Origin of the sequence: Nocardia rosealba, from assembly GCF_020216065.1 — a bacterium.
GTDB classification, from domain to species: domain Bacteria; phylum Actinomycetota; class Actinomycetes; order Mycobacteriales; family Mycobacteriaceae; genus Nocardia; species Nocardia rosealba.
Genome location: NZ_JAIWNA010000002.1, coordinates 60693 through 86360 on the forward strand (window position 1 = coordinate 60693; position 25668 = coordinate 86360).

Here is a 25668-nt window from a genome sequence, read left to right on the forward strand (position 1 = left end):
GGTGTGCCGGCACGCGAGCTACTTGCGGTCATTCCACGCGAAGGACCGTCTAAACGACCCGCCCGATTCCGGGTGGAAACCGGGTACTACGCACGTGAGCCGAAGAACTCCGCTCTCGCGGCGTCGACACGTGCCTGTGCCTGGGCGGCGCCCTGGAAACTGACCGCGGCCGAACCGCCGCCTGCTAGCCCGAGGGCCAGCAGACCGCCGATCACCGAGAGAAGGTTCGGGTCGGGGAGGAGACCGGTGTCGCTGGTGGGTGTGACGTCGTGGGCGGGGACCGCCGGACTGCCGCCGGGTGCGGGAGCAGCGGGAGGATCGGCTGCTCCACCGGGGGCGGGTGCGGGGGCCGAGTCACCGCCGGAACCTGATCCGGCAGGTGGTGTGCCACCACCGCCTGGTGCGCCACCACCGGGCCCGCCGGCGCCGGGAGCGCCGCCGGATTCGCCCGCGTTCGGCTCAGGAGCCTCCGGCTGGGCAGGTGCGGGAGCGTCCGGGGCAGGGGCCGCAGGGGCGGATTGCGGGGCAGGGGCTTGTGGTTCAGGCGGATTCTCGGGGTTGTTGCCTTGGTTGCCGCCGCCGTTGCCTTGGTTGCCGTTCCCGTTGCCGGGGTTCGGGTTGCCGTTGTTGCCTTGGTTGCCGCCGCCGTTGCCTTGATTGCCGTTTCCGCTACCGGGGTCCGGGTTGCCGTTGTTGCCTTGGTTCCCGCCCTCGTTGCCTTGATTACCGTTACCAGGGTCGGAGTTGCCCTGGTTGCCGCCGCCGTTGCCCTGGTTACCGTTGCCGCTTCCCGGGTCCGAGTTCCCGTTGCCTCCGCCGTTCCCGTGGTCTCCGGGTTCGGCGACGAACCGGATCGCGGGGCTGTCGGGAAATCGCGAGGTGTCCGTAGGGCCGAGCCCCGCGACGGCGACCTGGCCCCCGGGCGACGGTGTGGGCTGGGCAGCCGCGAGCCCGCAGTAGCCGAGGAGCCCGAGAACACCCGCGGCCCCGGCTGCCACCGCGGTTCGTCTCATCCGACCGGCTGCCACTTGCCCTCCGTCCCGTCGCCCAAAGCCCACCACACACCATTGCGGTCGGATTCAGAGGGCCTGGCGTTACTGCTCCGACCGTCGATCGCTCCCGAGCCGACGATCGTCGACGCCGCCGAACGGGCGTCGGACCATCGGCGCGCTAGTAGGCGAAAGACAGCGGTTCGACAGGTTCGGCGCGGTGTTTGCCGCCACCGCTGCCGTCGTCGGGGCCGGAATCGTCGTGCTGCGACGTGGTCGAATCCGGCGCCGGGCCCGCGACGGTGTACCGATGCATGAGGTAATACCAGACCACCGCGAGCGCACCGTAGAGCGCCGTGAACACGATCAGTGAGAACAGCACGGTGCCCGGTGCGTGGTCCGAGACACCCTGGTCCACGGTCATGCGGATGGTGAGGTCGCCCGCGAGGTCGGGAACGACCACCCAGGGCTGGCGCCCCATCTCGGTGAACACCCAGCCCGCACTGTTGGCCAGGAACGGCGTCGGGATGGCGAGCAGGCTCAGCCAGGCGAACCAGCGCCGGTCGGGGGCGCGACCACCTCGGGTCGCCCAGAAACCGGCGAGCAGCAGCACCATCGGGCCGGCGAGCAGGCCGACCATGGTGCGGAACGACCAGTAGGTGACGAACAGATTCGGCCGGTAAGTGCCCGGCCCGTATTGCTCGACATAGGAACGTTGCAGATCCTCGACGCCCTGCAAGGTCACGCCGGTGAACTGATCCTTGGCAAGGAACGACAGCACATACGGAACCTCGATCAGGTGCTCCACGCTGTCGCAGTTGTTGTGTGTGCCGACGGTGAGCACCGAGAACTTCGGGTCCGTCGCCGTGTGACACAGCGATTCCGCCGAGGCCATCTTCATCGGCTGCTGATCGAACATGATCTTGCCCTGGATATCGCCCGTGAGTGCCACCACCACGATCGACGCCGCCACCACATACAGCGAACCGCGGGCCGCGGGACGCCAGAGCGTGGTGGCTTCGGACTGTTTCACCGCGTCACCGCTGCGCATATTGCGCACCATGAACCAGCCGCAGATACCGGCCACGAACACCGACGCGGTGAGGAACGCACCGGCGACCACATGCGGGAACGCCGCCAGCGTCGTGTTGTTGGTGAGCAACGTCCAGATGCTGTCCAGTTCGGCCCGGCCGGTCTCGGGATTGAATCGCGCACCGACCGGATGCTGCATGAACGAGTTGGCCGCGATGATGAAATAGGCCGACGCGTTCACCCCGATGGCCACCAGCCAGATCGTGGCCAGGTGAACGAGTTTGGGCAGCCGGGACCAGCCGAAGATCCACAGTCCGATGAAGGTCGATTCGAGGAAGAAGGCGACCAATGCTTCCAAAGCCAAAGGGGCGCCGAAGATATCGCCGACGAAACGGGAGTACTCGCTCCAGTTCATCCCGAACTGGAACTCCTGCACGATGCCGGTGGCCACGCCGATCGCGAAATTGATCAGGAACAATCTGCCGAAGAATTTGGTGAGCCGATACCATTTCTCGTCGCCGGTGACGACCCACGCGGTCTGCATTCCCGCGACGATGGGAGCAAGACCGATGGTGAGCGGTACGAAGATGAAGTGATACACCGTGGTGATACCGAATTGCCACCTCGAGATATCGACGGTGCTCATCGCCAGCGTACTCATCGTCGGTCTCCTGCCGTCGTTATGAACTGTCGCCGAAGCAGACGCCTGTGCGCCGTTGTCCAGAGGAGCGTCGAACGTGGTGTTCTCGGCGGGCGGGGTTCAGGACCCGAGCGATACCGCTGCTTCGGAGGTCTCGACCAGGAAGGTGAAGGTCTCCTGGAAGTACAGCCGCACCGTTTCGGCGTCGTGGCTGAGGTAGCCGATGGAGAGGTCTTGGCCGATGGCGAGTTCGAAGTCGCCGCCGCGGGTGGTGAGGGCGAATCCGCCGGTGATGGCCGGTGCCCAGATGATCTCGCCGTCGATGAGGCGTTCGATGTGGGTGCGGATGGGGTGGCCGTGGTCGGAGGTTTCGCTGACCTTGGTGTAGAGGTCGGCGCTGAGCAGTACCGAATACGGTCCCTGGACGCCGGCCAGGCGCAACTCGGTGAGGGCATGGGAAACGGCGTCGGGGATGTCGACGACATTGCCGGGCAGGGCGACGGGGGAGTTGGAGGCGGCGGCGCGGATGCCGGTGATGCCCGCGGCGGCATAGCCTTCGAAGATCGCGCGGTCTTCGGCGAAGGCGATTTTCTGGGCGGCGTCTTTGAGGTTGTCGAGGTCGGCGTCGGGGGCGCCGCGTTCGATGTCGTCGAGTTCGGAGCGTTGCAGGGTGAAGGGCACCCGCAGTTCCACGAGCGGCTGCACCACGCGCTGGTGTGCCTGCACACCGTCGTCGGGGGAGTCGGCCGGGGTGAGCCTGCCCCGGTTGAGCGCCGAATAGGCCACACCTCGGGGGCCGGACACGTCGACGACCCGGCGTCCGGCGATATTGCGCTTGAACGTGCGGGTGGCTTCTTCTTCGATCTGTGTCCAGGCCTCGTCGGTGATCGGCGCGAGTTCGCGATGCAGGTTGTTCATTCAGTTACTCCCTTTCATGGACCCGATGGAGAGCGAACCGTCCGAGACCACCGGGGCCGCCTCGGCGGCAATGACCGGAGCGAACTCGGGAACGTCGATATCGGCGTCTTCGTCGGCGACGGATGCGGGTGCATCAGGCAGATCGCCGAGGAAATCGGCGGACGGAGCGAAGAACAGACTGCCGGTGACAGCGGTCGAGAAGTCGAGAATACGGTCGTAGGGGGCTTCGTCGGTGCCGAGGAACATGCGCTCGAGCATCTTCTCCGGTACGGACGGCGTGGCGCAATAGGCGATGTAATACGTGCCCAGTTGGCCGTCTCCGACGGTGCCGAACGGCATATTCGCGCGCACGATATCGTGCTCAACCCCGTCGGCATCGACGATCGTGTTCATGGTGACATGGGAGCTGGGTGGCTTCACATCGTCGGGCAATTCGTAATCGCTGAGTTTGGTCCGCCCGATGATGAGCTCCTGCTCCTCGATCGTCAGGGCATTCCATTCGTCGAGTGGGTGCAGGTATTTCTGCACGATCACGTAACTGCCACCGGCGAAGGCCGGATCCTCGTCGCCGACGAGAACTGCCGCCTCGGCCGCGCCGCCCTCCGGATTCGCGGTCCCGTCGACGAAGCCGAGCAGGTCGCGCTGTTCGAAGTAGCGGAACCCCGATGTCTCGTCGACAACGGTCGCCGCGTCGCGCAGCCTGGTCGCGATCGCCATCGCCAATTCGTAACAGGTGCCCGTCATCTCGCTCCTGATGTGGAACAGCAGGTCGCCCGGGGTGGCAGGGCAGGAGTGCACCGGTCCGGCATAGCCGGGGAATTCGTGCAGCTCGGCGGGTTCGGGACCGGTGAACAACCGGCCCCAGGCGCGGTGTCCGATACCGATGACACAGCTGAGGTTCTGATCCGGGGTGCGGAAACCGACCGACTTGCGCAGGTCGTCGACCTCGGCCAGGAGCTCGCGGACCGCAGCCTCACCGCCCTCATCGATGGTGGCGACGAGAAAGATCGCTGCCTGTGTGAGTGGAACGAGGACCCGCTGTGGCTCACCCATGGCGGTCAGCCTACGGCCCACCGATGTTCGGGATGTGCTTCATCGGTGCGTGTCAGGCAGTGTGTCCCCTTCGCCGGAATACGGCAATATCTGCCCCATGTTCGCTCGTCATACCAGCCGATCAGTTCTGCTCGTGCTCGGCGCGATCGCTGTGTTGTCCTTGGGCACCGGCACGGCCGGGCCCGGCTGGGGGCCGCTCGCCGGGCCGAATCCGTTTCTCGGACCGACGGGTACGGCGACCATGCACGGCGACGCGGGATCGTCGGACGCGGTGCCGCACGCGGGACCCGGGCCGGGCGCGCGAGGTATCGGCGGGTACCCACTCGGGGCGGCCTGCCCGACCCTGCTGCAGGGCGCCGACGGGCTCGTCGTGGCGCTGTGTACGGCGGTGGCCGATCGTGCGCCGGTAGTGCACTTGATCGACCCGTCCGCCGGGGGAATTCCGGATACCGGGTCGGCGATGTCCGGGTCGCTCGCACAGTTGACTTTGGCCAAAGGTGGACTGCTCGGCGGTGTGTACGCCTATCTCGACCACGCCGACCGGCTGGTCGTGGTCGACGGCAACCGCATGCTCCTGCGGATCGCCCACGAACGCGGCGCCAGGGGATGGGAATTGCGGGTGGTGGAAGCCGTCGACCTGACCACGGCCATTCCGGCGGACGACGGTGTCACCGGCCTGGTGCCCGACTGGTCGGGCACCGTGTGGTTCGCGACGGAGAACGGCATCGTCGGAACAGTCACCGCGGCAGGCGTGATCGCCACGCTGACTCTGCCTACCGAGGAGAAGGTGGCCAACAGCATCTCCTCCGCGCCGAGCGGCCGGGTAGCGGTCGCGACCACGCACGCGCTCTACGAATTCGGCACCGATGCTTCGGACAAGCCGGTGCGGCTGTGGCGCGCGGCCTACGACCGGGGCCCGGCCCGCAAACCGGGGCAGCTGTCGTGGGGCACCGGGTCGACGCCGACATATTTCGGCCCGGATACCGGCGCCGACTATCTCACCATCGTCGACAACGCCGCCGATCAGGTGAAGGTGCTCGTATTCCGTTCCGGCAGTGGCGAACTCGTCTGCACTCGGCCGGTACTCACCGAAGGCGGTGCGGGCAGCGAGAATTCGCCGATCGGCATCGGCGGCTCGGTCTTCGTGGCCTCCACCTACGGTTATCCGTACCCGGCGGTGCCGGAGGGAGCGGGTCCGGCGCAACCTGCAACAGCGCCGTTCACCGGCGGCATGACGCGCGTCGACGTGGACCGCGACGGCTGCCGAACGGTTTGGGAGAACACGGTGCGCAGTGCAGCGGTACCGCACATCTCGACAGCTGACGGACTGATCTACACGGTCACCCGCGACGGAACACCGAACACGACACCCCTCGACGCCTACTCCTTCACCGTCATCGATCCCGAGAACGGCGCAGTGGTGAGCCGAAACGACCTGCCACCCACCATGCTCGCCGACCCGCTGCAAACCTCGCCGTTGATCCTGCGCAACGGCGAGGTACTCCAGGGAGTAACCACCGGCATCGTCCGAATCGGTCGCTGAATTTCGTCGGTGACGGGCTTCAGGCCGAGCGGGTGATGGTGACCTTCACGTTCTTCATGATCGGCTGATCGCTTTGGGTGCTGATGTCGCCGATCGCGCACAACACATTGAGTTCGGGCATGTATCCGGCTGCGCAACCGCGGGGGATGTCGTAGGGGATGACCTTGTAGTTGTGGACCGACCGGGTGCTGCCGTCGCGGGCGATGCTGGTGATATCCACGTCGTCGAATTGCGACAGGCCGCGTTCGCGCATGTCGTCGTCGTTCATGAAAACGAGGGTGCGCAGATTCTTGATGCCGCGGTAGCGGTCGTTGTCGGAATAGATGGTGGTGTTCCACTGGTCGTGTGAACGCAGCGTCGCCAGGCGCAGAATGCCGGGCTCCTGGGTCAGGTCGGGCAGATCGGCGAAGGAGAACTCGGCTTTGCCCGAGGGCGTGAGGAAGATCAGTTCCCGGGCCGGTTGCTTGATGCGAAAGCCGAGCGGCAGACGCACTCGCCGGTTGAAATCCTCGAATCCGTCGAGCACCTGCGACATGGTGTCGCGGATGCGGTCGTAGTCGGCGACATAGTAGTCCCACGGCGTCTTGCTCTGTGGCAGCGCGGCTTTCGCGATTCCGGCGATGATGGCCGGTTCGGACAGCAGATGCCGGGAGGCAGGCTTCTTCATGCCCTTGGACAGGTGGACCATCGCCATCGAGTCCTCGACCGAAGTCCGCTGTTCCCCGCCGCGCTGGATGTCTTTTTCCGTGCGCCCCAGGCACGGCAGGATCAGGGCTTCGGTGCCGTGCACGAGGTGGCTGCGGTTGAGTTTGGTGCTCACCTGGATGGTGAGGTCGCATTTGCGCAGGGCTTCGTAGGTGTAGGCGGTGTCGGGTGCGGCGAGCGCGAAATTGCCGCCCATCGCCATGAACACCTTCAGTTTCCCGGCCTGCATCGCCTCGATGGTGGCGACGACGTCGTAACCGTCGGCGCGCGGTGAGGTGATGCCGCAGGCCGCGTCGAGCCGATCGAGGAACTGTGCCGCCGGCTTGTTGGCGATGCCGCAGGTGCGGTTGCCCTGCACATTGCTGTGCCCGCGCACCGGCGACGGACCGGCACCCTCGCGCCCCAGATTGCCGCGCAACAGCAGCACGTTCACGATCTCGCGAACGGTGTCGACGCCGTGCTCGTGCTGGGTTACCCCGAGGCACCAGCTGATGATGCTTCGATCGGCCTCGCAGTACACGCGCGCGGCCTTACGGACATCGTCCTCGGTGAGCCCGGACTGTTCCTCGATCGTCGACCAGGGCGTGGCCTCGACGACGGCGCGGTATTCCTCGAAGCCGTGGGTGTGGCGCTCGATGAACTGGTGATCGAGCGCCTTGGGATCGGATTCGGATTCCTCGAACACGGCCTTGGCGATGCCACGCATCAGGGCGAAGTCACCGCCGATGCGCGGCTGCAGGTTCAGTGTCGAGGTATCGGTCGTGCGGAACGTCGCCATCCGTAGGATCTCGTGCGGGATGATCGTGCGGGTCGCACCGGCTTCGACGAGTGGGTTGATATGCACGATCTGCGCGCCCCGCCGGTCGGCCTCGGCGAGGGCGGTCAGCATGCGTGGTGCGTTGGAGGCGGCGTTGACGCCGAGGATGAACAGCGCGTCGGTGGTTTCCCAGTCCTCGAGATCGCAGGTGCCCTTACCGGTCCCGAGCGCGGCCTGCAGCGCACGTCCACTCGCCTCGTGACACATGTTCGAGCAGTCGGGCAGATTGTTCGTGCCGAGCTCCCGGGCCATCAGCTGATAGAGGAACGTCGCCTCGTTGCCGAGCCGGCCCGAGGTGTAGTAGGCCGCCAGATTCGGGTCGTCGAGTTCGCGTAAGGCCTTGCCCGCCATCTCGAACGCGTCGTCCCAGCTGATCGGGACGTAATGGTCGGTGACCGGGTCGTAGCGCATCGGCTCGGTGAGCCTGCCCTGATTCTCGAGGTCGTGGTCGCTCCAGGTGGACAGTTCTGCCACCGAATGCTCGGCGAAGAATTCCCGCGTCACCCGTTTGTGCGTCATCTCCCACGTGACATGTTTGATGCCGTTCTCGCAGATGTCGAGATGAATGCCCTTGATCGAATCGGGCCACGCGCATCCCGGGCAGTCGAAACCACCGTTCTCGTGATTCATCTTCATGATGGCGCGGGTGCCGAGCAGCGGCTCTTTCTCCTGGCCGATCATGAATTCGGTGACCGCTTTCGCTGCGCCCCACCCGGCGGCCGGATGATGGTACGGCTTGAATTCCGGGGTCGCCGCGCGGTCGCGAGCACCGCTCGGGCCGTCGTCGGGGTCGAACTCTCCAAACGCATCGGTCATGACAGTCCCTTCGACGATTGCGAAGCCGGTCTTCCCGTCCGCCGGAATTCTCTCCCCGGAGAGCCACGATTCGAGGTAGGCGGGCCGTCACTATCGTCGCCGTTGCGCGCGGCCATGGCCAAGATCGACTTTCGACTGCTCGATAGGTGTGGCTTATCGTCGCCGCGTACGCCGTGAATTCGCCCGATGTGCCCGATTTCGGCCGGTTGACGCCCCCGGAGCGATTCATGCACCGTGGTCCGACGGGCGTGCCCGCGACCGACCCTCGGAGGAATCTTGCGCACCATGCTGAACCAGGCGCGCCCGGTGTTTCGGCGATTCGTCACCGAGATCGATCATCTGCCCGCCGCCCGCGTCTTCGTCGGCTTGGCCATCCCCGGCCTGATGCTCGTCGCCGCCGGACGCACCGACCTGCTCATCTACGCGGTATTCGGTTCCTTCACCGGCATGTACGGGTTCGCCGAAGCGCCGCGGCAACGACTCGCCCACCAGTGCGAGGCCGCCGTGATGCTGGTCGGCGCGGTGGGGGCGGGCATTCTGCTCGGTCGGCTGCACGCTCCGCCCGCGGTGCTGGTCGCGGCCGTCGCCGTGTTCGCCGCGGTGGCTTCGCCGGTCACCGACCGGCTCGGGTTGCGACCGGAGGGCCCGTTCTTCGGGATCTTCGCTTTCGGCGCGATCGCGATGGTGGCCGACACCCAGCGTCATCCGGTCACCGCGCTGCTGGTCTGCGCCGGCACCGCGATCCTGTGCGTCGCCGTCGGATACCTGGAATCCACCCGCAGGGTGCGGCGCGGTACGGCCACCGACGTGCCGACCCGGTGTCCACCCCACCGCCGTGGCATCGACTCGACGACCCAGGCGGGCCGCTACGCACTGGCGATCTCGGTGTCCGGCGGCATCGGTCTGCTGCTCGGTGTCGGGCATGCCAACTGGGCCATGGCCGGTGCGGCCGTGCCGTTGGCGGCGGCGACCTCGCGCGACCGGATGACCCGGGGGATGCACCGGGTGATCGGCACCTTCCTCGGCCTGCTCGTGGCGACACCGCTGCTGATCCCGGGACCGAGCCCGGCGGTGCTCGGGCTCGCGATCATCGCGCTGCTGTATCCGACCGAGCTGTTCATGGCCCGCCACTACGCGCTGGCGCTCGGCTTCTTCACCCCGCTGATCATGGCGATGACCGAGCTCGCCGACCCGACCGATCCGCTCACCATGCTCACCGAGCGCGGTCTCGACACGGTGATCGGCGTGGCCGTGGGATTAGCTGTCGCATTGCTGATCCGGGATCCGGCCCCGCATACTGTCGTCATGGGACCGTACCCGGACAACGCGCTCGAGATCGCCCCGGCGCGTAATGCGGCGGCCGACGCCCGAGACAACTAGGCAGACGTGCTCTTCCGTCAGCTCGAATACTTCGTGGCGCTCGCCAGGGAACGTCACTTCGCCCGTGCGGCCAAGTCCTGCTACGTATCCCAACCCGCGCTGTCCGAAGCGCTGCGCAAACTCGAGCACGAGCTCGGCGTGCCGCTGGTCCGGCGGGGACATACCTTCGAGGGGCTCACCCCGGAAGGGGAGCGGCTGGTCCTGTGGGCCCGGCGGATCCTGGCCGACCGCGACGCGCTCGAACACGAAGTCGCCGCCCTGCAAACCGGTTTGACCGGGGAACTGCGGATCGGCGTGATTCCGGCGGCATCGAGCACCGTCGCCCTGCTCACCGACCCGTTCTGTGTCGAACATCCGCTGGTTCGGGTGCGGCTGGAAACCAAACTGCGCTCACTCGACATCGTCGAGCGCATCCGCCGGTACGAACTCGACGCGGGCATCATCTACGCGCAAGGGATCGAAACCGGCGGGCTCACCCGCACCCCGCTCTACACCGAACGGCACGTGCTGCTCGCAGGCACCGAACTCCTGGCGGGACGCACCGGAACGATCGCCTGGGCCGAGGCGCTGGAAATGCCGATGTGCCTGCTGCACAAGGAAATGCGGGGACGACAGCTCCTCGACGAGGCGCTCGCCGGGCACGGACTGCGCGCTACGCCGCAGGTCGAGACCGATTCCGTGGTCGCGTTGCTCGCGCATGTGAGCACCGGTCGCTGGGCGTGTGTCGTGCCGCAGCCCTGGCTGCGAACCTTGCCCGCGCCCGCCGGAGTTCGGGCACTCGCTCTCGCCGACCCGGTCGTCTCCGCCGAGATCGTGCTGGTCACGGCGGCGGGGGAGCCCGGCTCGGTACTGGCCAGGGCGCTGGTCACGACCGCTGGCGCCGCCGACCTGGACGCTGTGCTCGGCGAGCCCGCACCGGGCTGACCGACGATCACGCGATCGTCGAGGACCGTTGGGTACGCTGCACCGCCATGAGCAGTCCGTTGCTGTTGTCGGCGGTCACCCGCCTGCTCGGTTCTGTCGTGCTCGGTGCCGCGGCGGGAGCGGCCGTCGGTATCGGCAGCGGACCGGCACTCGGTGTGCTGACCGGTATCGCCACTGCCGCGACGATTTTCGTCGTGGCCGGCTGGTTCGTGCTCTGGCCGATGGATGCCGAGCGGACCAGATCCAATGCCCGGCGCGAGGACTTCCAGCCGTTGATCGAGGAGACGTCGGTCGTCGTCGCCGCGCTCAGCGGGCTCGTCGCCATCGTCCTCATCCTCGTGCTCGGCAGATCCGCGCAAGGCCATATCGCGGCCGCGACGGCCCTGGGCGGAGTGTTCGCGGCATGGGCGGCCGTGCACCTGATGTACGTCGCCCGCTATGCATATCTCTACTACGAAACGCCAACGGGCGGAATCGATTTCAATTCCGACGCACCGCCTGCCTACCGGGACTTCTTCTATTTCAGTTACAACCTCGGCATGACCTATCAGGTCTCCGACACCAACGTCACGAAGGCAGGGATCCGCTCCATCGTGCTCCGGCACTGTCTGCTGTCCTACGCCTTCGGCACCGTCATCCTCGCGACGACGATCAACCTGGTCGCGGGCATCGTCAGCGAATGAGCATCCGATGGCGGTGGTCCGTCGCCAATCGCTGCGCACCGGCGTAGACGTTCATCGAATCGCCGCGCAGGAACCCGACCAGGGTCAACCCGTTGTCGGCAGCGAGGTCAACCGCCAGCGACGACGGTGCGGATACCGCCGCCAATACCGGAATGCCCGCCATGAGCGCCTTCTGTACCAGTTCGAAGGATGCCCGTCCGCTCACCATCAGAACGGTTTCGCGCAACGGCAGCAGTGCGGCCCGCACGGCGGCGCCGATCACCTTGTCGACCGCGTTGTGTCTGCCGACGTCCTCACGCAGGTACAGCATCGATCCGTCGGCGGTGAACAGTCCGGCCGCGTGCAATCCGCCGGTGGTGTCGAACACCTTCTGCGCGTCGCGAAGCCGGTCCGGCAGGGTCGCCAGGAGTTCGGGCGGGCAGCGCACGGGATCGTCTGCCACCGACCAGGTCGCAGCGGTGCGCACCGCATCCAGGCTGGCTTTGCCGCACAGTCCGCAGGAGGACGTGGTGTAGAAGTTGCGTTCCAGCGACGGGTCAGGGGCGGCGACACCGGGTGCCAGGACCACGTCGACGATGTTGTAGGTGTTGGTGCCCTCGGCGGTCGCGCCCGCGCAGTAGCGGATTCCGGCGATCTGATCCGGCGATCGAACGACCCCCTCGCTCACCAGAAAGCCTGCCGCGAGGTCGAAATCGTTTCCCGGCGTCCGCATGGTCACGGTCAGCGGGCGGCCGCCCACCCGGATCTCGAGGGGTTCCTCGCTCACCAGGGTGTCGGGACGTTCGCTGTGGACGCCGTCCCTGATGCGCAGCACAGGTCGTCGCACGGTCACTCGTCCCACTGTGTTCTCCGCTTCTCTGGTCGGATCGCAGGCACTGCTCACCGACAGTCAAGGGTGCCGGGCGATCCGCGTCAAAGTCGCCTCTCCGATCGGTCGACAACCGTGACTTATCGTCCCCGGACACCGGTTACGTGGTCTGCTTCCCGTCGAGAATGTCGGCGAGTACCGTCGCCTCGCTCATGTCGACGAGAACGCGTCGACCGTCGGCCGGTTCGGGGTCTTCGTAGATCCTGCGCACGCGAACATTCCGAGGCTTCGTCATGTGCTCTCTTTCGCCGGACGATGTAGGCGGAAGCTGCCGGTCACTGTATAGCGGGGGGTGGCATCCCCAGGACGGGATCGCGGCTGCACCAGATCTGTCGGCGAGTCGGGGCGGAACCGGATCCGGCGCTCTATGCTGCGGATATGGTGCTGCGCCATGGGGTGTACCTGCCGCCGTTCGGTGAGCTCGCCGATCCGCGGGTGCTGGCGGAAATCGCTGCCGAAGCGGAGTCGGCGGGATTCGACGGCGTCTTCGTCTGGGACCACGTGGCGCGGGCCGATGAACCCGACCTCGCCGTGGGCGACTGCTGGATCGGTCTGGCCGCCGTCGCGGCCGCGACGACCAGGGTGGTGTTCGGGCCAAGGGTCACGCCGCTCTCGCGCAGGCGACCCCACGATGTCGCCCGAGAGAGCGTCGCACTCGACTTGCTCAGCGGTGGTCGACTGGTGCTCGGGGTCGGACTCGGCTCCGACGCGACCGGCGAATTCTCCCGTCTCGGTGAGGTCGGTGGCGCACGTGAACGCGCGCGGTTGCTCGACGAATCGCTCGCGGTGATCACCGCGCTGTGGTCCGGGGAGCCCGTGCACCACCACGGACCCGCCTACGAGGTGGACGGCCTGCAGTTCCTGCCGCGACCGGTGCAACAGCCCCGCATACCGATCTGGGTGGCCGCGCAGTCGGTGCGACAAGCGCCCCTGCGTCGCGCCGCGAGATACGACGGTCTGTGCCCGGAGGCGAGCCCGGCGCAACTGGCCGACATGCTGGACATCATCGCCGAACACCGCGGCGACTTGACCGGCTTCGACGTGGCGGTGGCCGCGAACGAGAACCGCGATGCCTACGAACGCGCGGGTGCCACCTGGTGGTTGCGTTCGCTGCCGATGATCGTCTCCCGCGCCGAGGCGCTGTCGGTCGTGCGGCGGGGGCCGTGACGAGAAGGGCGATGAGACAGCAGGGCTCGGCTACCCGCCAACGGCGGGTAGCACCGCATCGCAGGGAGTAGGGTCGATAGCTGTGGATTCGCGTGAGATCGATTCTTCGGTTCGGGTGCGTGGCGCCCGGGTCCACAATCTGCGCGATGTCGATGTCGACCTGCCGCGTAATGCCTTGGTCGCGTTCACCGGTGTGTCGGGCTCGGGGAAGTCCTCGCTGGCCTTCGGGACGCTCTATGCCGAATCGCAGCGCCGGTACCTGGAGTCGGTCGCACCGTATGCCCGTCGGTTGCTGAATCAGGTCGAAGCGCCCGACGTGGACGAGGTTTCGGGGATGCCGCCGACGGTGGCGCTGGCCCAGCGCCGGTCCACGCCGTCGTCCCGGTCCACCGTCGGCACGGTGAGCGCCCTGTCGAACACGCTGCGGCTGTTGATGTCGCGCGAAGGCGACTACCCGGAGGGGCCCGCGCGGACCGGGCCCGGGCACTATCCGGCGGGAACCAATCGACTGTACTCGGATGCCTTCTCGCCCAACACCGTCGAGGGCGCGTGTCCGCGCTGCCACGGGCAGGGCGTGATCCACGAAGCCACCGAGGAATCGATGGTGCCCGACCCGTCGCTGAGCATCAGGGAGGGGGCGATCGCGTCGTGGCCCGGCGCCTGGCAGGGCAAGAATCTGCGCGATGTGGTCGCCGCGCTCGGTTACGACATCGACCGCCCCTGGCGCGAACTCGATGCGGCCGACCGTGAGTGGATCCTGTTCAGCGACGAACAGCCCGTCGTCACCGTGCATCCAGAGCGTGAGGCCCACCGTATCCACCGCCCCTACCAGGGCACCTTCAGCAGCGCCCGTCGGCTGCTGCTCAAAGCGCACGCCGAATCCAAGAGCGACAAGACCCGGGCCAAGGCCGCTGAATTCCTGCACACCACCGTGTGCCCGTTGTGCCACGGACACCGGCTCAAGCCCGAATCGCTTGCGGTGACCTTCGCCGGTTACAACATCGCCGAACTCGGTGAATTGCCGTTGCACGAACTGGCCGAGGTACTCCGGCCCTACACCACCGGCACCGGCGCGGTGGCCGTACTCACCCAGGACCTCACCTCCCGGCTGGACGTGTTGATCGAACTCGGCCTCGGCTACCTCGGCATCGACCGGGAAAGTCCCACCCTCTCGGGTGGCGAACTGCAGCGCCTGCGGTTGGCAGGGCAGTTGCGGTCGGGGCTGTTCGGCGTCGTCTATGTGCTGGACGAACCCTCGGCCGGGTTGCACCCCGCCGACACCGCCGCTCTCACCACGGTCCTGCGCAGACTCGAAAAGTCCGGCAACAGTGTCCTTCTCGTCGAACACGACATGGATGTGGTGCGCCACGCGGACTGGGTGGTGGATGTCGGTCCGGGGGCCGGCGTCAACGGGGGACAGGTGCTCTACAGCGGGGAGGTGGCCGGTCTGCGCGCGGTGCCCGATTCGGTGACCCGGCGCTACCTGTTCGACGAGGTGTCGCGTGAACCGCGGGTGCCGCGCGTGCGCAGTGGCACGCTGGAGTTGCGTGGGATCGAGATCAACAACGTGCGCGGTGTCGATGTCGACCTGCCGCTCGGGGTCTTCACCGCCGTGACGGGGGTGTCGGGTGCGGGCAAAACCAGTCTGCTGCGGGCGATTTCGGCGGGTGCCGAAGCAGACTCGGCCGTCAACCGGATGGTCGAGGTGGATCAGGCGCCGATCGGGCGCACCCCGCGTTCGAACCTGGCCACCTACACCGGTCTGTTCGACACTGTCCGGGCCCTCTTCGCCGATACGCCTGCGGCGCGAGCACGTGGTTACGGCATCGGCCGCTTCTCCTTCAACGTCGCCGAAGGACGCTGCCCCACCTGTCAGGGCGAGGGATACATCACCGTGGAACTGCTCTTCCTGCCCAGCACCTACACCCCGTGCCCGGACTGCCACGGCGCCCGCTACAACCCCGAAACCCTCGAGATCACCTACCGCGACACGACGATCGCCGGAGTGCTCGACATGACCGTCGAGCAGGCCGAGCCGTTCTTCGCCGACGTGCCCGCGGTGCACCGCGCGCTGCACACGCTCCTCGATGTCGGGCTCGGCTACCTGCGGCTCGGCCAGCCCGCCACCGAACTGTCCGGTGGCGAAGCCCAGCGGGTGAAGCTGGCGACCGAGCTGCAACGCACCCGGCGCGCGGGCACGCTGTACCTGCTGGACGAGCCGACCACCGGGCTGCACCCCGCCGACACCGAAGTGCTGCTCGCCCAACTCGATTCGCTCGTCGACTCCGGCGCGACCGTGGTAGTCGCCGAACACGACATGATCGTGGTCGCACAGTCCGATCACGTGATCGACATGGGCCCCGACGGCGGCGCCCGCGGCGGCCGGGTCGTCGCCGAGGGCACCCCGGAGCACGTCGCGGCCGCGCCGGACAGCCGAACCGCCCCCTACCTGGCGCAGGTGCTGTGACCGCTCAGCTGAGGGTCTGCTGGGCGGCGGGGTCGAAGGGCTTCAGCTCGTCGAAGCGTCCGTCGAGGACCTTGCGGGCCCACTCGGGATCCTGGAGCAGCGCACGTCCGACGGCGACCATGTCGACCTCGTCGCGTTCCATTCGTTCGAGCAGATTGTCGAGGCTGCCCAGTTCGGCGCCGTGCCCACGGAAGGCGTTCAGGAAGTCGCCGTCGAGGCCGACCGAGCCGACGGTGATCACCGGCTTGCCGGTGAGCTTCTTGGTCCAACCGGCCAGATTCAGGTCGGAGCCGTCGAATTCGGGGAGCCAGTAGCGGCGGGTCGAGGCGTGGAAGACATCGACGCCTGCCTCGGTGAGCGGGGCGAGGATCGCCTCCAGCTCCTGGGGTGTCTGCGCCAGGCGCCCGTCGTAGGCGTCCTGCTTCCACTGCGAATAGCGCAGGATCACCGGGAAGGTCGGCGAGACGACAGCGCGCACGGCCCGGACGACCTCGGCGACGAACCTGGTCCTGGCCACCGCGTCTCCGCCGTAGGCGTCGGTGCGGCGATTCGTGCGTGACCACAGGAACTGGTCGAGGAGATAGCCGTGGGCGCCGTGGAGTTCCACCCCGTCGAATCCGAGGCGTTCGGCGGCCGCGGCGGCGTCGGCGAACGCGGCGATCACGTTGTCGAGGTCGCGCTGGGTCATGGCGTGGCCCGCGCCCTCGGTGCCGTCGACGCGAATGCCGGAGGGGCCCATGGCCGGGGCGTCGGGGTAGGGCGCTTCACCGTGGTTGCGCACCATGCCGATATGCCACAGCTGCGGGACGATGGTGCCGCCTGCCGCGTGCACGTCGGCGGCGACCTTCGCCCATCCGGCCAGCTGGGCCTCGCCGTGGAAGCGCGGGACGCGATCGCTCTGTCCGGCCGACTCGTGACCGACGTAGGTGCCTTCGGTGACGATCAGGCCGACCCCTGCCGCGGCCCGGCGAGCGTAGTAGGAGGCCACGTCGTCGCCGGGGATGCCGCCGGGGGAGAACATCCGGGTCATCGGGGCCATGGCGATCCGGTTGGGGACGGTCAGGCCGTTCAGGGTGACGGGTCGTGACAGGGCCTGCGTCGCACGGGCGGCGTCGGACGCGGTGACGGTCATGAATGCTCCTGCTTACTTGAGAAGGTCGAAGGTTGAGAACTTCAAGCAATGTCGCCACCGTAGGCGGAGATATTTGAGGTCGTCAAGTTTCTGGCGCTAGGCTCGACTTATGTCAGACGTTTCCCGCGACGACCCCGACCAGCTCATGGAGCTGTTGTCGGTGTCGCTCGGCGCGTATTACGGAGACTTCACCGCAGCCGCGGCCAGCGAGCAGCTCACCGCCATCCAGGCCAAGACCCTCACCGTGCTGCGCCGTGGGCCCATCGCCATGCGAAGGCTGGCCGAGACCATGTACTGCGATGCCTCCAACATCACCGGCATCATCAACCGGCTCGAGAAGCGTGGGCTCGTGCGCCGGGAGACCAACGCCGCCGATCGGCGCGTCACCCACCTCGTCATCACCCCGGAGGGCGAGCAGGTCACCGACGCGATCCGCGCGAAGATGCACCTCACGCGGGCTGGTCTCGAGCGGCTCGACGCGGAACAACGCCGGACGCTGTCTGCCCTGCTGTCAGAGGTCTTCCGGAAGTAGGGGACCTCAGTCGGCGTCGGCGCCGCGGGTGGCGACCCAGGTGGCGATCTGGGCTCGGTTCGACGAGCCGAGCTTGGTGAGAATGTTGCCCACGTGCGTGTCGGCGGTGCGGGGTGCGATGACGAGCCGGGCGGCGATCTCCTTGTTCGTCAGCCCGGCGGCGATCAGGGTCGCCACCTCGTACTCACGCGGGGTCAGCGGCGCGATGTCGACAGGATGCCGAGTCGCGGGTTCACGGTGCGGGGTCAGCGCGAACTCGAAGGCATCGGCGACCGGCATGGCCTGCCCGGCCAGGAACGCGGTTTCGAAACGGTCGTCGCCGAGTGCCCGGATCGACGCGTCGCGAAAGAGGGTGTGCGGGCGCACGAGGATGACGTCGGGGTCGGAACCCAACTGCTCCCACGCGGCCGCGGCGACACCGAACAGGGTGGCGGCGCGCAGATGCTGATTGCGTGCCGAGGCCACCCACGCCAGCGTTTCCACGTGATAGGCGTCGCCGAATCTGCTGCCCCACCGGCGCGAGATCCGCAGGGCGGTGTGGCCGGCTCGCTCGGCCGCGTCGGGATTGCCGAGCATCACCTCGATCAGCGAAATGGCGAACAGGTAGAGCCCGCGATAGTAGTAATCGCCGTGCTCCTCGCAGAGCCGCACTGCCTCGCGTAGCTCCTGGAGGCGACCGGCGGGGTCGGCGGCGGCAGTCGCCAGCGCGTAGATGTTCCACGCCCCCATCGACTCACGCAGGTGTCCGTGGCTGCGCAGGGTGTGAGTGGCCTCCGAGGCGAGGGCGGCCGCCTGCTCGTTGTCCAGGTCGATCTTGGCCGCGGCGGACCGGGCGGCCTTCGCGAGGGCGATCACGACCGGATCGCCGGAGCGCGCCGCCTCCCGATCGGCCTGATCGAGTTCGCGATAGGCGCTGTCGCGGTCGGTCATCCAGATCGAATGCAGGGCGAGCACCGCCCAGCCGCGTCCCGCGTGCGGCGAATGCGGCGCCGCGTGCAACGCACGCTGCAACCAGACCTTCACGAGCTGATCCGAGCCCGCCATCCGCCAGAACTCGTCCAGGCAGGCCGCCATCTCGAGCGCGGTCTCGGCCTCGCCCGGCGTCTCGAGCGACCATTCCAGCGCCAATCGCAGATCGAGTTGGCAGACCTGCAACCGACGCACGTGTTCGTACTGCTTCTTGCTGAAGAATTCCCGGTCGGCCAGCAGGATCACGTCCCGGAACCAGTCCCGGTGCCGACGGGCGACGACCTCGGTCGTACCTTCCTCGGTCAGCTTCTCGGCGCCGAACTCGCGCACCGGCCGCAGCAGACGGTAGTGCGTGATGTCGTCGCCGCGCCGTTCCAGGATCGACTTGTCGACCAGCGAATCGACGACGGAAACCACGGGCGCGGCCGAACGCGTGTCGGCGCAGACGTATTCGGCGGCTTCCAGCTCGAACCAGTCCTGGAAGATCGACAGCCGCGCCCACACCTGCTTCTCGTCGTCGGTGCACAACCGGTAGCTCCAGTCGACCGTGTTGCGCAGCGTCTGGTGCCGGTCGGGCATCCCGTGTGTCCAGGCCGTCGGCAGCGTCAACCCACACGACCAGCGGGCGATGACCTGCGCGGGCGAGAGCGAGCGATGCCGGGCCGCCGCCAGTTCGATGGCCAGGGGGATCCCGTCGAGCAGTCGGCACAGGTGGGCGATGTCGGCGGCGTTCGACTCGGTGATCCGGAAATCGGCGCGCACCGCTCTGGCCCGGTCAACCAGCAGGGCCGCCGCCGGGTACGCGGCGATCCGGGCGGGATCGTCGAGCCCCGGTGGCGGCACGGGCAGCGGCGGCAGCCGGTAGACCTGCTCGCCCGCCACGCTGAGTGTCTGCCTGCTGGTGACGAGCAGGGTCACCCCGGGGCAGGTCGCGAGCACCTGGATGACGAGGTCGGCGCAGCCGTCGAGCAGATGTTCGCAGTTGTCGAGGACCAGCAGCGGTGCCCGGCGAACCAGATGGTCGAGTACCCGTTCGGTCGCCGACTCGCCGGTCTTGATCCGCAACCTGAGTGCGGCCGCCACCGCTGTGCCGACCTCGTCGTCGTGGCGCAGCCCGGACAGTTCCACGAAGTAGACACCGTCGTCGTAATCGGCGGCGAGCTGCCCGGCGACCTTGCGGGCCAGGCGGGTCTTGCCGAGTCCGCCCTGGCCGGTGATGGAGACCAGGCAGCCGTCGTCGAGCAGGGCACGCACCGCGGCTACCTCGGCATCGCGGCCGAGGTAGCTGGTCGCCGCCGGGTCGAGCGTGCTTCGAACCATCTGCCGTTCCGGGTCGTACCGGACGACACGTGCTGTCGATCCGGCTCACGAGTGTGATCGGTTTCGGCGATCGTACTCAGCCGTCGTCCCGGGAGCGGCACGAATTCACCGATGTCCGCACTCAGCTCAGCGCTTGCGCCTTCGCGTTGTGCAGAACCCTCGTCCACGCGGCGTCGGTGCACAGGCCGCAGTCGGCACCGAGGAACCGGGCCTTCGCGGCGGTGTCACCGAGCAGTTGGTACTTCAGCCAGTCGGCCATCACCTCGGCGTATCGTCCCCAGACCAGGTGGCCGGCACCACCGAGTTCGGCGAAGATCGCGGGTACCTGGTCGGCCTTCTCGAACAGGGGCATGACGATGCCGTCGGCGTCGACGATACGGTCGGCCTCTCCGGCCAGGAACAGCGCGGGCCCGACCATCTTCCCCGGAGCCGCCAGCGGGCCGGGTTGCAGGGCGAGCACGGTGCGCACCATCGTGTCGGCGCCCGCGTTGATCGCGCCCGCGCCGCCCTGGGAATGACCCGCGGCCGCCACCTGGTCGGTGGCCACCTTGCCCGTGTACGCGTTGCCCGGTGTGTCGTTGCGCCGCAGCAGTTCCCGTCCGCCGGCCAGCATCTCCGCGCCCGAGTTCGCCATCGTGGTGTTCGCGGCGACGACGATGAAACCCGCTGCGGCCCAGGGTTTCAGCAGCGTGTCGGCGTAGACGCCCGGCCCGGCGCCGGTGCCCCAGAGCACCACCGGATGGCGGGTCGTGCCGAGATCGGCGGGACGGTACACCGTGTGGTCGGCCCACTTGTCGACCGTCACGGCGCCCACCGGGTCGGCCACCTGTGACGAACCGGCCGACCCGGCCGACGGAGGGCTCGCCACAGCGGGCGCGGCCGCCAGCAGGCCGGTCACCGCGACCGCCGCCAGGGTTGTGCATCGGAAAAACATCGTTGTCCTTTCCTACGGTGCCGCGGTACTACGCGGCCGGATCGTGCAACCCCGACACCACGAGCGCGGAGCGCAGGTACCACAGATCGGCGCACCGGGTGGCGTCGTAGCCGGTGAGTTCGGCGATGCGCTTGATGCGGTAGTCGATCGAGTTGGTGTGCAGGTGCAGCATGGTTGCGGTGCGGCGCCGGTTCAGGTTGTTGGCGACGTGGCAGCGCAGCGTTTCGAGGAGTTCGGGGTGTCCGGTCAGCGGCTCGAGCACGGTCGCGAGGTGGTCGCGGGCCGGACCGGGCCGGGTGAGCTGGTATTCGAGCGCGTAGTCGCTGAACCGGTGCACGCCGCCCCTGCGGCCGAGCCGCCGGACGATCTCGAGCAGTTCGTGCGCGCACTCGGTCGCGTCGGCAACCTCGTCGAGGTCGGACAGCACGACCGCCACGGTGACCTGACGACCGGCGGCGCGGGTGAGCGCGGCCGCCACGACGTCGATGTCGGCGTCGATGTGGCCCGGCACCAAGGCGGTGCCCCCACGCGTGGACAGCGCGACCAGGCACTCACCGTCGCATCGGCGGTCGAGTTCGGCGCGCATGCGGGTGATGGCGCGCCGGGCGCGCACCCGCTCGTCGACCCCGTCGGCGGGCCCGTCCGTCGGTTCGCCCGCGATACTCAGCGCCAGCACCCAGTACTCGTCGGCCAGTTCGACGCCGCAGTCGCGGGCCACGGCACGCGAGTGGGTACCCGCGATGACCTGGTTGGCCAGTGCGTCTTTGGCGTGTTCGGAGCGGCCCGCCAGTTCCAGGGTGTACCGCACGTAGGCGCTCGCGACCGTCGTGGCGGTGTGCTCGAGCAGGTCGACCACGTCGACCTGCGCTCCGGTCAGATCGACGGCGATGCGCGCACAGCGGTGCACGGCGTGCAGGATCGCCTCCACCCCGATGCCGTCGCGTGCCCATTCGACGGTGGAGTGTTCGAGGCGAGCGAGTGGGACGGTCGTGGCCGATCCGGAGCTCGTGGCCGCGATCAGATCGAGGCACACCAGCCCGATGTTCCGGATCTGCTGTGGGCGCAACATATTCCGTCCTGTGCGGCCATCGGTGAAGGCCGTCCGTACCAGGCGGTCGATCGTCGATTCCGCCGCGGTGTGCGCCGGTGCCGATCTGCTCAGGACGGCGGTTCCGGAGGGTGTCCGATGTGGCATTCGTCGAGCGTGCCGGGTGGAGCACGCCGGGACATCGGTAGAACTGCGTATCTCTGCGCAACGGGGTGCGTATTCGGCTCCGCCCACGAATCGACGGGGTTCACCGGGAGACCTTCCGTTCGCCGGCGACCGCGGCTTCGGGGCCGTCGATGAGGGTGCCGGGAATGACCACGATGGCGCGCACTCCGCCGTACGGTGACTCGGCCAACCGCACCGACACCGCGTGGGTGCTCGCGAGCTGGGCCACCACGAACAAACCCATGCGCGAATCGTGCGACAGTGCCGCGAACCCGAAATCCGGTGGAGCGGCGAGCAGGGAGTTGTACCGCTCGAATTCGGCTTCGGTGAGGCCGATCCCCTGATCGGCGACCTCGACCGCCAGGCCCTTGCCGACGACACCCGCGCTCACCTCGACCATCGTCGCGGGCGGGGAGAAGGCGGTGGCGTTGTCGACGAATTCGGCGATCAGGTGGATCAGGTCGGCCACCGCCGCTCCGTACAGCCGCGCGTCGGGCACGCCGCCGACCCGCACGCGCACATACTCTTTCGTCTCACCCACCGCGCTGCGCAGCACGTCCACCAGCGGCACCGGTGTGCTCCACCGCCGCCCGGGCCTGCTGCCACCGAGGATCAGCAGATTCTCGGCATTGCGTCGTGCGCGGGTCGCCAGGTGATCGAGCTGAAAGTACACCTCGAGCAGGGCCGGGTCCTGTTGCTTGCTTTCGGCCTCGTCGAGGATCTCGAGCTGGCGGTGTACCACCACCTGACTGCGATGGGCGATATTGACGAATACCGAGCGCACCCCCTCCCTGGTGCGTGCCTCCTCGACCGCCGCCCCGACCGCTACGGTCGCCGCCTGTTCGAAAGCGGTTGCGACTTCACCGATCTCGTCGGTGCCGAAGTCGAGGATCGGGGCGAGTTCGGTGCGCTCTCCGGCTTTCGCCCGCCGGATGGCCTTGGGCAGTTCGGTGTCGGCCACCTCGAGCGTGGCGTCGCGCAGCCGCCGCAATCTGCGGATGATGCGGTCGGCCAGTACCACCGCGATCAGCATGGCGACCACACTGCCCACCAGCACGACGGCCCCCGCCACCCACGCGGACCGTTCGGTGCGTCGGGCGGCCTCGATGGCACTGCCACGGGCGCGGTCGAGATGTTCGGAGTAGGCGGCGAAGAGTTTCGTATTCACCTCGGCGGCGGCATCCTGCCACTGTTGCAGCGAGAGCGGCAGGTCCGGTGTCCGGGTCCGCTCGTGGGACGCGAGCCGTTCGGCGAGCGCCGCCTCCATCGTCGAAATCTGTTGCCACGCCCCGGAAGCCACGATCTCGGCGAGCAGCCGGTTGCGTGGCTCGCCGAATTCGGCGATCAGGTTGGTGATCTCGGCCTTGTAGAAGCCCACCTGGGTGGTGAAGTCCTCGAGCGGGAATGCCCGCCCGTCCGAACCCCAGAGCGCGACTCCGATCGCATTGCCTCGCGACATCGCCTCGGTCGCGGCGAGCAACCGCACGGCCTCGGCGATCCGCGTGGCGAACAGCGGGTCCGGCGCCACCTGCTGTGCGCGCCGGAAACCGGTGTGGAACAACGCGAACGGGCCGTTGAAGTACTGGTACACCTCGACCGGGCTGAGCGCGCGCCCATCGATACCGGCCCGCACCTTCGTGATGGTCTCCTGGAACTTCGCGTGCGCGGCCGGGATGTACGGTGACGGTTCGTGCCTGCGCGCATCCGCGCGCACCAGTGCCTCGAACCCGCGGTCGACCCGCGCCCGCGCCGAGACCAGCTCCGGCACGATCTCGCCGGTGGTGAGCTTGCGCAGCGAGAGCATCCGCTCGACCTGGGCGGCGGCGCCGAGTTCGGATGCGGCGGGCCGGATCTGCTCCAGGTCGTCGATCCACTGCCGGACCTGAGCGCTGTCGCGCACCAGGTCGCCCGCGGTGAACATGCCGAGACCGAGCAGGGTGAGACTGGGAATGAGCGCGATCGCGAGAATTCTGGTGCGAACGCCGAGCCGTGCCGGGAACATCGAGCGAACGTAGGCGCGCGCCCCGCACCCGGTACGGCCTATGTTCCGCTTTTTGTGCCGGAATCCCATCCGCACTGTGGTAGTTCACGAAACACCTCAGGCATTGGTGACCGTGTGCCGCCAGGCCTCGATCTCCCGGCCGATCTCGGTCACCGGCGGTTCGTCGTAGAGCCATTCGCGGGCCAGGTCGTGCCAGTTCCGGGTCGCCTCGAGCTGGCCGAGCGCGGTGAGGGTGAAAAGGTCGGCGCGGCGGGAGAAGACGTGCTCGGGCGGCAGCAGCAGGTGGCGGACCTCGCGCCGCTGCGCCGCACGCGGGTCGGTGGCGAGCACGACCGCGCTGGTGGCGATCTCCGGGGTGAGGGTGATCTCCTCGTCGAGCAGATGCCAGCCCGAGGCGGCCCACACGTATTCGAGCACCGACCGGGGCGTCACCGGTGAGTCGGGGGTGATGATGCCGCGCTCGAACCAGCGGCGGAACACCTCGTCACTGTCGAAGCGGTGGGCCGCGCGGATCACCTGCCGTTCGAAATCCAGGTCGGCGCGCTCGATCGTGTTGTACAGCCCGAAATCGACGAAACCGACCCGGCCGTCGTCGGCGAGCAGCACATTGCCCGGATGCGGGTCGGCGCAGTACTCGCCGTCGCGGAACATGCCGGTGATGTAGAAGCGGTACACCAGCTCACCGATGTGATCGCGGCGCGCGGCGGGCAGGCGGCGGATGTCGTCGAACGAGATGCCTTCGACGAATTCGGTGACCAGTACGTTGTCGGCGCAGAACTCCCCGACGGCATCGGGGACCAGGATGAACGGGTGGCCTCGGTAGCGTGCGGCGACCCGATGCTGGTTGGCCGCTTCGCGCCGGTAGTCCAGTTCGGCGACGATATTGCCGGAGATCTCGGCGAGCACCTCGGTATCGGCCGCCGAGGGCAGAAACGATTTCCACAGGCCACTGAAGAATTCGAGATTGCGCATGTCGGCGTGCACCGCCCGATCCACGCCGGGATACTTCACCTTCACCGCGACCACCCGCCCGTCGCGCAACCGGGCGCGATACACCTGGCCGATCGAGGCCGCCGCCACCGGTTCCGGGTCGAAGTCGCCGAACACCCGGCTCATGCGCCCGAGATCCTGTTCGATCACCGCGCGCATCTGCGCGAACGGCACTTCGGGTGCGCTGTCGCGCAGCTTCGCCAGTTTCGTGCGGAACATCTCGCGGTGCTCCTCCGGGATCATGTCCAGATCCAGCACCGAGGCCATCTGCCCCAATTTCATGGCCGCGCCCTTCATCCCACCGAGCACGGTGACGATCTGCTGTGCGGCTTGCAGTGTCGAGCGTTCGGCGAGTGTGCGGCGCGCCTGTTCGGTTCGCCCGATCATCGCCAGCCTGGTACCGAGTCCGCGGGCCGCCTGTCCCGCGGCCAACCGGCCGAGCCGTGCGCTGCGTGACAGCCGTCCGGTCGGTACCTGCTTGTCTGCCATGGGTGCCTCTTTCCCGCGATGCGCTCATGGGCATTCTCGGCCTGCGTTGCCGTATTCACAGGCCGACCGGCCCGGACTTGTGCGG

The 25668-nt window shown here is 67.8% G+C and carries 20 protein-coding genes; 7 read left to right on the top strand and 13 right to left on the bottom strand.

Features of this window, described 5'->3' with window-relative positions; all coding sequences use genetic code 11:
* Positions 1 to 86: 86 nt before the first annotated feature.
* The 4 genes from LDL21_RS07075 to LDL21_RS07090 form a co-directional block, all read right to left on the bottom strand.
* Positions 87 to 998 (bottom strand): hypothetical protein, encoded by a 912-nt coding sequence (locus LDL21_RS07075; RefSeq protein WP_225279299.1) that lies wholly within the window; start codon positions 996 to 998, stop codon positions 87 to 89.
* A 172-nt stretch (positions 999 to 1170) separates the two neighbouring features.
* Positions 1171 to 2667 carry a cytochrome ubiquinol oxidase subunit I gene (locus LDL21_RS07080; RefSeq protein WP_225280303.1) on the bottom strand — a complete coding sequence of 499 codons (1497 nt, stop codon included), beginning with the start codon at positions 2665 to 2667 and terminating at the stop codon, positions 1171 to 1173.
* 114 nt (positions 2668 to 2781) lie between these two features.
* Positions 2782 to 3579, bottom strand: coding sequence for a family 1 encapsulin nanocompartment shell protein (locus LDL21_RS07085; RefSeq protein ID WP_225279300.1), 798 nt, complete (start codon positions 3577 to 3579; stop codon positions 2782 to 2784).
* Positions 3580 to 4632 carry a Dyp-type peroxidase gene (locus tag LDL21_RS07090; RefSeq protein ID WP_225279301.1) on the bottom strand — a complete coding sequence of 351 codons (1053 nt, stop codon included), beginning with the start codon at positions 4630 to 4632 and terminating at the stop codon, positions 3580 to 3582. It lies immediately after the preceding gene.
* Positions 4633 to 4729: 97 nt separating this feature from the next.
* On the opposite strand from LDL21_RS07090, the gene LDL21_RS07095 reads away from it, so the two are divergent.
* Positions 4730 to 6175, top strand: a complete 1446-nt coding sequence (locus LDL21_RS07095) for a hypothetical protein (RefSeq protein WP_225279302.1) — start codon at positions 4730 to 4732, stop codon at positions 6173 to 6175.
* Positions 6176 to 6194: 19 nt separating this feature from the next.
* Here LDL21_RS07095 and LDL21_RS07100 read toward each other — a convergent pair whose 3' ends face one another.
* On the bottom strand, positions 6195 to 8513 hold the full coding sequence (locus LDL21_RS07100; RefSeq protein ID WP_225279303.1) for an FdhF/YdeP family oxidoreductase: 2319 nt from the start codon (positions 8511 to 8513) through the stop codon (positions 6195 to 6197).
* Between the two features lie 285 nt (positions 8514 to 8798).
* On the opposite strand from LDL21_RS07100, the gene LDL21_RS07105 reads away from it, so the two are divergent.
* The 3 genes from LDL21_RS07105 to LDL21_RS07115 are packed head-to-tail and all read left to right on the top strand — an operon-like array spanning position 8799 to position 11500.
* The gene (locus LDL21_RS07105) at positions 8799 to 9893 is read left to right on the top strand and encodes an FUSC family protein (protein WP_225280304.1); all 1095 of its coding nucleotides are present in this window, start codon (positions 8799 to 8801) and stop codon (positions 9891 to 9893) included.
* Positions 9894 to 9899: 6 nt separating this feature from the next.
* Positions 9900 to 10817: a LysR family transcriptional regulator gene (locus LDL21_RS07110; RefSeq protein ID WP_225279304.1), complete on the top strand. Its 918-nt coding sequence runs from the start codon at positions 9900 to 9902 to the stop codon at positions 10815 to 10817.
* 47 nt (positions 10818 to 10864) lie between these two features.
* Positions 10865 to 11500, top strand: coding sequence for a DUF1345 domain-containing protein (locus LDL21_RS07115; protein ID WP_225279305.1), 636 nt, complete (start codon positions 10865 to 10867; stop codon positions 11498 to 11500).
* On the opposite strand, the gene fdhD is transcribed toward LDL21_RS07115, so the two are convergent.
* The gene (fdhD, locus tag LDL21_RS07120) at positions 11490 to 12341 is read right to left on the bottom strand and encodes a formate dehydrogenase accessory sulfurtransferase FdhD (protein ID WP_181698675.1); all 852 of its coding nucleotides are present in this window, start codon (positions 12339 to 12341) and stop codon (positions 11490 to 11492) included. The genes LDL21_RS07115 and fdhD overlap by 11 nt on opposite strands.
* 127 nt (positions 12342 to 12468) lie before the next feature.
* Positions 12469 to 12603 (bottom strand): hypothetical protein, encoded by a 135-nt coding sequence (locus tag LDL21_RS29750; protein WP_255674474.1) that lies wholly within the window; start codon positions 12601 to 12603, stop codon positions 12469 to 12471.
* 143 nt (positions 12604 to 12746) lie between these two features.
* Here LDL21_RS29750 and LDL21_RS07125 point away from each other — a divergent pair, with 143 nt between their 5' ends.
* Both LDL21_RS07125 and LDL21_RS07130 read left to right on the top strand, forming a co-directional pair.
* Complete coding sequence (locus tag LDL21_RS07125) at positions 12747 to 13535, top strand: LLM class flavin-dependent oxidoreductase (RefSeq protein WP_225279306.1); 789 nt, start codon at positions 12747 to 12749, stop codon at positions 13533 to 13535.
* A gap of 82 nt (positions 13536 to 13617) precedes the next feature.
* Positions 13618 to 16002 carry an ATP-binding cassette domain-containing protein gene (locus LDL21_RS07130; protein WP_225279307.1) on the top strand — a complete coding sequence of 795 codons (2385 nt, stop codon included), beginning with the start codon at positions 13618 to 13620 and terminating at the stop codon, positions 16000 to 16002.
* A 4-nt stretch (positions 16003 to 16006) separates the two neighbouring features.
* Here the strand turns inward: LDL21_RS07130 and LDL21_RS07135 are convergent, their stop codons facing one another.
* Positions 16007 to 17134 carry an NADH:flavin oxidoreductase gene (locus LDL21_RS07135; protein WP_225279308.1) on the bottom strand — a complete coding sequence of 376 codons (1128 nt, stop codon included), beginning with the start codon at positions 17132 to 17134 and terminating at the stop codon, positions 16007 to 16009.
* Positions 17135 to 17243: 109 nt separating this feature from the next.
* On the opposite strand from LDL21_RS07135, the gene LDL21_RS07140 reads away from it, so the two are divergent.
* Positions 17244 to 17666 carry a MarR family winged helix-turn-helix transcriptional regulator gene (locus LDL21_RS07140; protein ID WP_225279309.1) on the top strand — a complete coding sequence of 141 codons (423 nt, stop codon included), beginning with the start codon at positions 17244 to 17246 and terminating at the stop codon, positions 17664 to 17666.
* Between the two features lie 6 nt (positions 17667 to 17672).
* Here the strand turns inward: LDL21_RS07140 and LDL21_RS07145 are convergent, their stop codons facing one another.
* The 5 genes from LDL21_RS07145 to LDL21_RS07165 all read right to left on the bottom strand — a co-directional run bounded on the left by LDL21_RS07145 (position 17673) and on the right by LDL21_RS07165 (position 25583).
* Complete coding sequence (locus LDL21_RS07145) at positions 17673 to 19955, bottom strand: ATP-binding protein (RefSeq protein WP_225279310.1); 2283 nt, start codon at positions 19953 to 19955, stop codon at positions 17673 to 17675.
* Positions 19956 to 20076: 121 nt separating this feature from the next.
* Positions 20077 to 20889, bottom strand: a complete 813-nt coding sequence (locus LDL21_RS07150; RefSeq protein ID WP_225279311.1) for a poly(ethylene terephthalate) hydrolase family protein — start codon at positions 20887 to 20889, stop codon at positions 20077 to 20079.
* A 28-nt stretch (positions 20890 to 20917) separates the two neighbouring features.
* Entirely contained in the window at positions 20918 to 21958 is a 1041-nt protein-coding gene (locus LDL21_RS07155) for a PucR family transcriptional regulator (RefSeq protein WP_225279312.1), read from the bottom strand.
* 226 nt (positions 21959 to 22184) lie between these two features.
* Positions 22185 to 24104 (bottom strand): sensor histidine kinase, encoded by a 1920-nt coding sequence (locus LDL21_RS07160; protein WP_225279313.1) that lies wholly within the window; start codon positions 24102 to 24104, stop codon positions 22185 to 22187.
* A 96-nt stretch (positions 24105 to 24200) separates the two neighbouring features.
* A complete protein-coding gene (locus tag LDL21_RS07165) occupies positions 24201 to 25583 on the bottom strand; it encodes an ABC1 kinase family protein (RefSeq protein WP_225279314.1) in 1383 nt (460 codons plus the stop codon).
* Between the last annotated feature and the right edge of the window lie 85 nt (positions 25584 to 25668).

Excerpts from the sequence above, each read along its gene's own strand:
- LDL21_RS07080 (WP_225280303.1), bottom strand. The coding sequence starts at position 2,667 with ATGAGCACCGTCGATATCTCGAGGTGGCAATTCGGTATCACCACGGTG.
- LDL21_RS07085 (WP_225279300.1), bottom strand. The coding sequence starts at position 3,579 with ATGAACAACCTGCATCGCGAACTCGCGCCGATCACCGACGAGGCCTGG.
- LDL21_RS07090 (WP_225279301.1), bottom strand. The coding sequence starts at position 4,632 with ATGGGTGAGCCACAGCGGGTCCTCGTTCCACTCACACAGGCAGCGATC.
- LDL21_RS07095 (WP_225279302.1), top strand. The coding sequence starts at position 4,730 with ATGTTCGCTCGTCATACCAGCCGATCAGTTCTGCTCGTGCTCGGCGCG.
- LDL21_RS07100 (WP_225279303.1), bottom strand. The coding sequence starts at position 8,513 with ATGACCGATGCGTTTGGAGAGTTCGACCCCGACGACGGCCCGAGCGGT.
- LDL21_RS07105 (WP_225280304.1), top strand. The coding sequence starts at position 8,799 with ATGCTGAACCAGGCGCGCCCGGTGTTTCGGCGATTCGTCACCGAGATC.
- LDL21_RS07115 (WP_225279305.1), top strand. The coding sequence starts at position 10,865 with ATGAGCAGTCCGTTGCTGTTGTCGGCGGTCACCCGCCTGCTCGGTTCT.
- LDL21_RS29750 (WP_255674474.1), bottom strand. The coding sequence starts at position 12,603 with ATGACGAAGCCTCGGAATGTTCGCGTGCGCAGGATCTACGAAGACCCC.
- LDL21_RS07125 (WP_225279306.1), top strand. The coding sequence starts at position 12,747 with ATGGTGCTGCGCCATGGGGTGTACCTGCCGCCGTTCGGTGAGCTCGCC.
- LDL21_RS07135 (WP_225279308.1), bottom strand. The coding sequence starts at position 17,134 with ATGACCGTCACCGCGTCCGACGCCGCCCGTGCGACGCAGGCCCTGTCA.
- LDL21_RS07140 (WP_225279309.1), top strand. The coding sequence starts at position 17,244 with ATGTCAGACGTTTCCCGCGACGACCCCGACCAGCTCATGGAGCTGTTG.
- LDL21_RS07145 (WP_225279310.1), bottom strand. The coding sequence starts at position 19,955 with ATGGTTCGAAGCACGCTCGACCCGGCGGCGACCAGCTACCTCGGCCGC.
- LDL21_RS07150 (WP_225279311.1), bottom strand. The coding sequence starts at position 20,889 with ATGTTTTTCCGATGCACAACCCTGGCGGCGGTCGCGGTGACCGGCCTG.
- LDL21_RS07155 (WP_225279312.1), bottom strand. The coding sequence starts at position 21,958 with ATGTTGCGCCCACAGCAGATCCGGAACATCGGGCTGGTGTGCCTCGAT.
- LDL21_RS07160 (WP_225279313.1), bottom strand. The coding sequence starts at position 24,104 with ATGTTCCCGGCACGGCTCGGCGTTCGCACCAGAATTCTCGCGATCGCG.
- LDL21_RS07165 (WP_225279314.1), bottom strand. The coding sequence starts at position 25,583 with ATGGCAGACAAGCAGGTACCGACCGGACGGCTGTCACGCAGCGCACGG.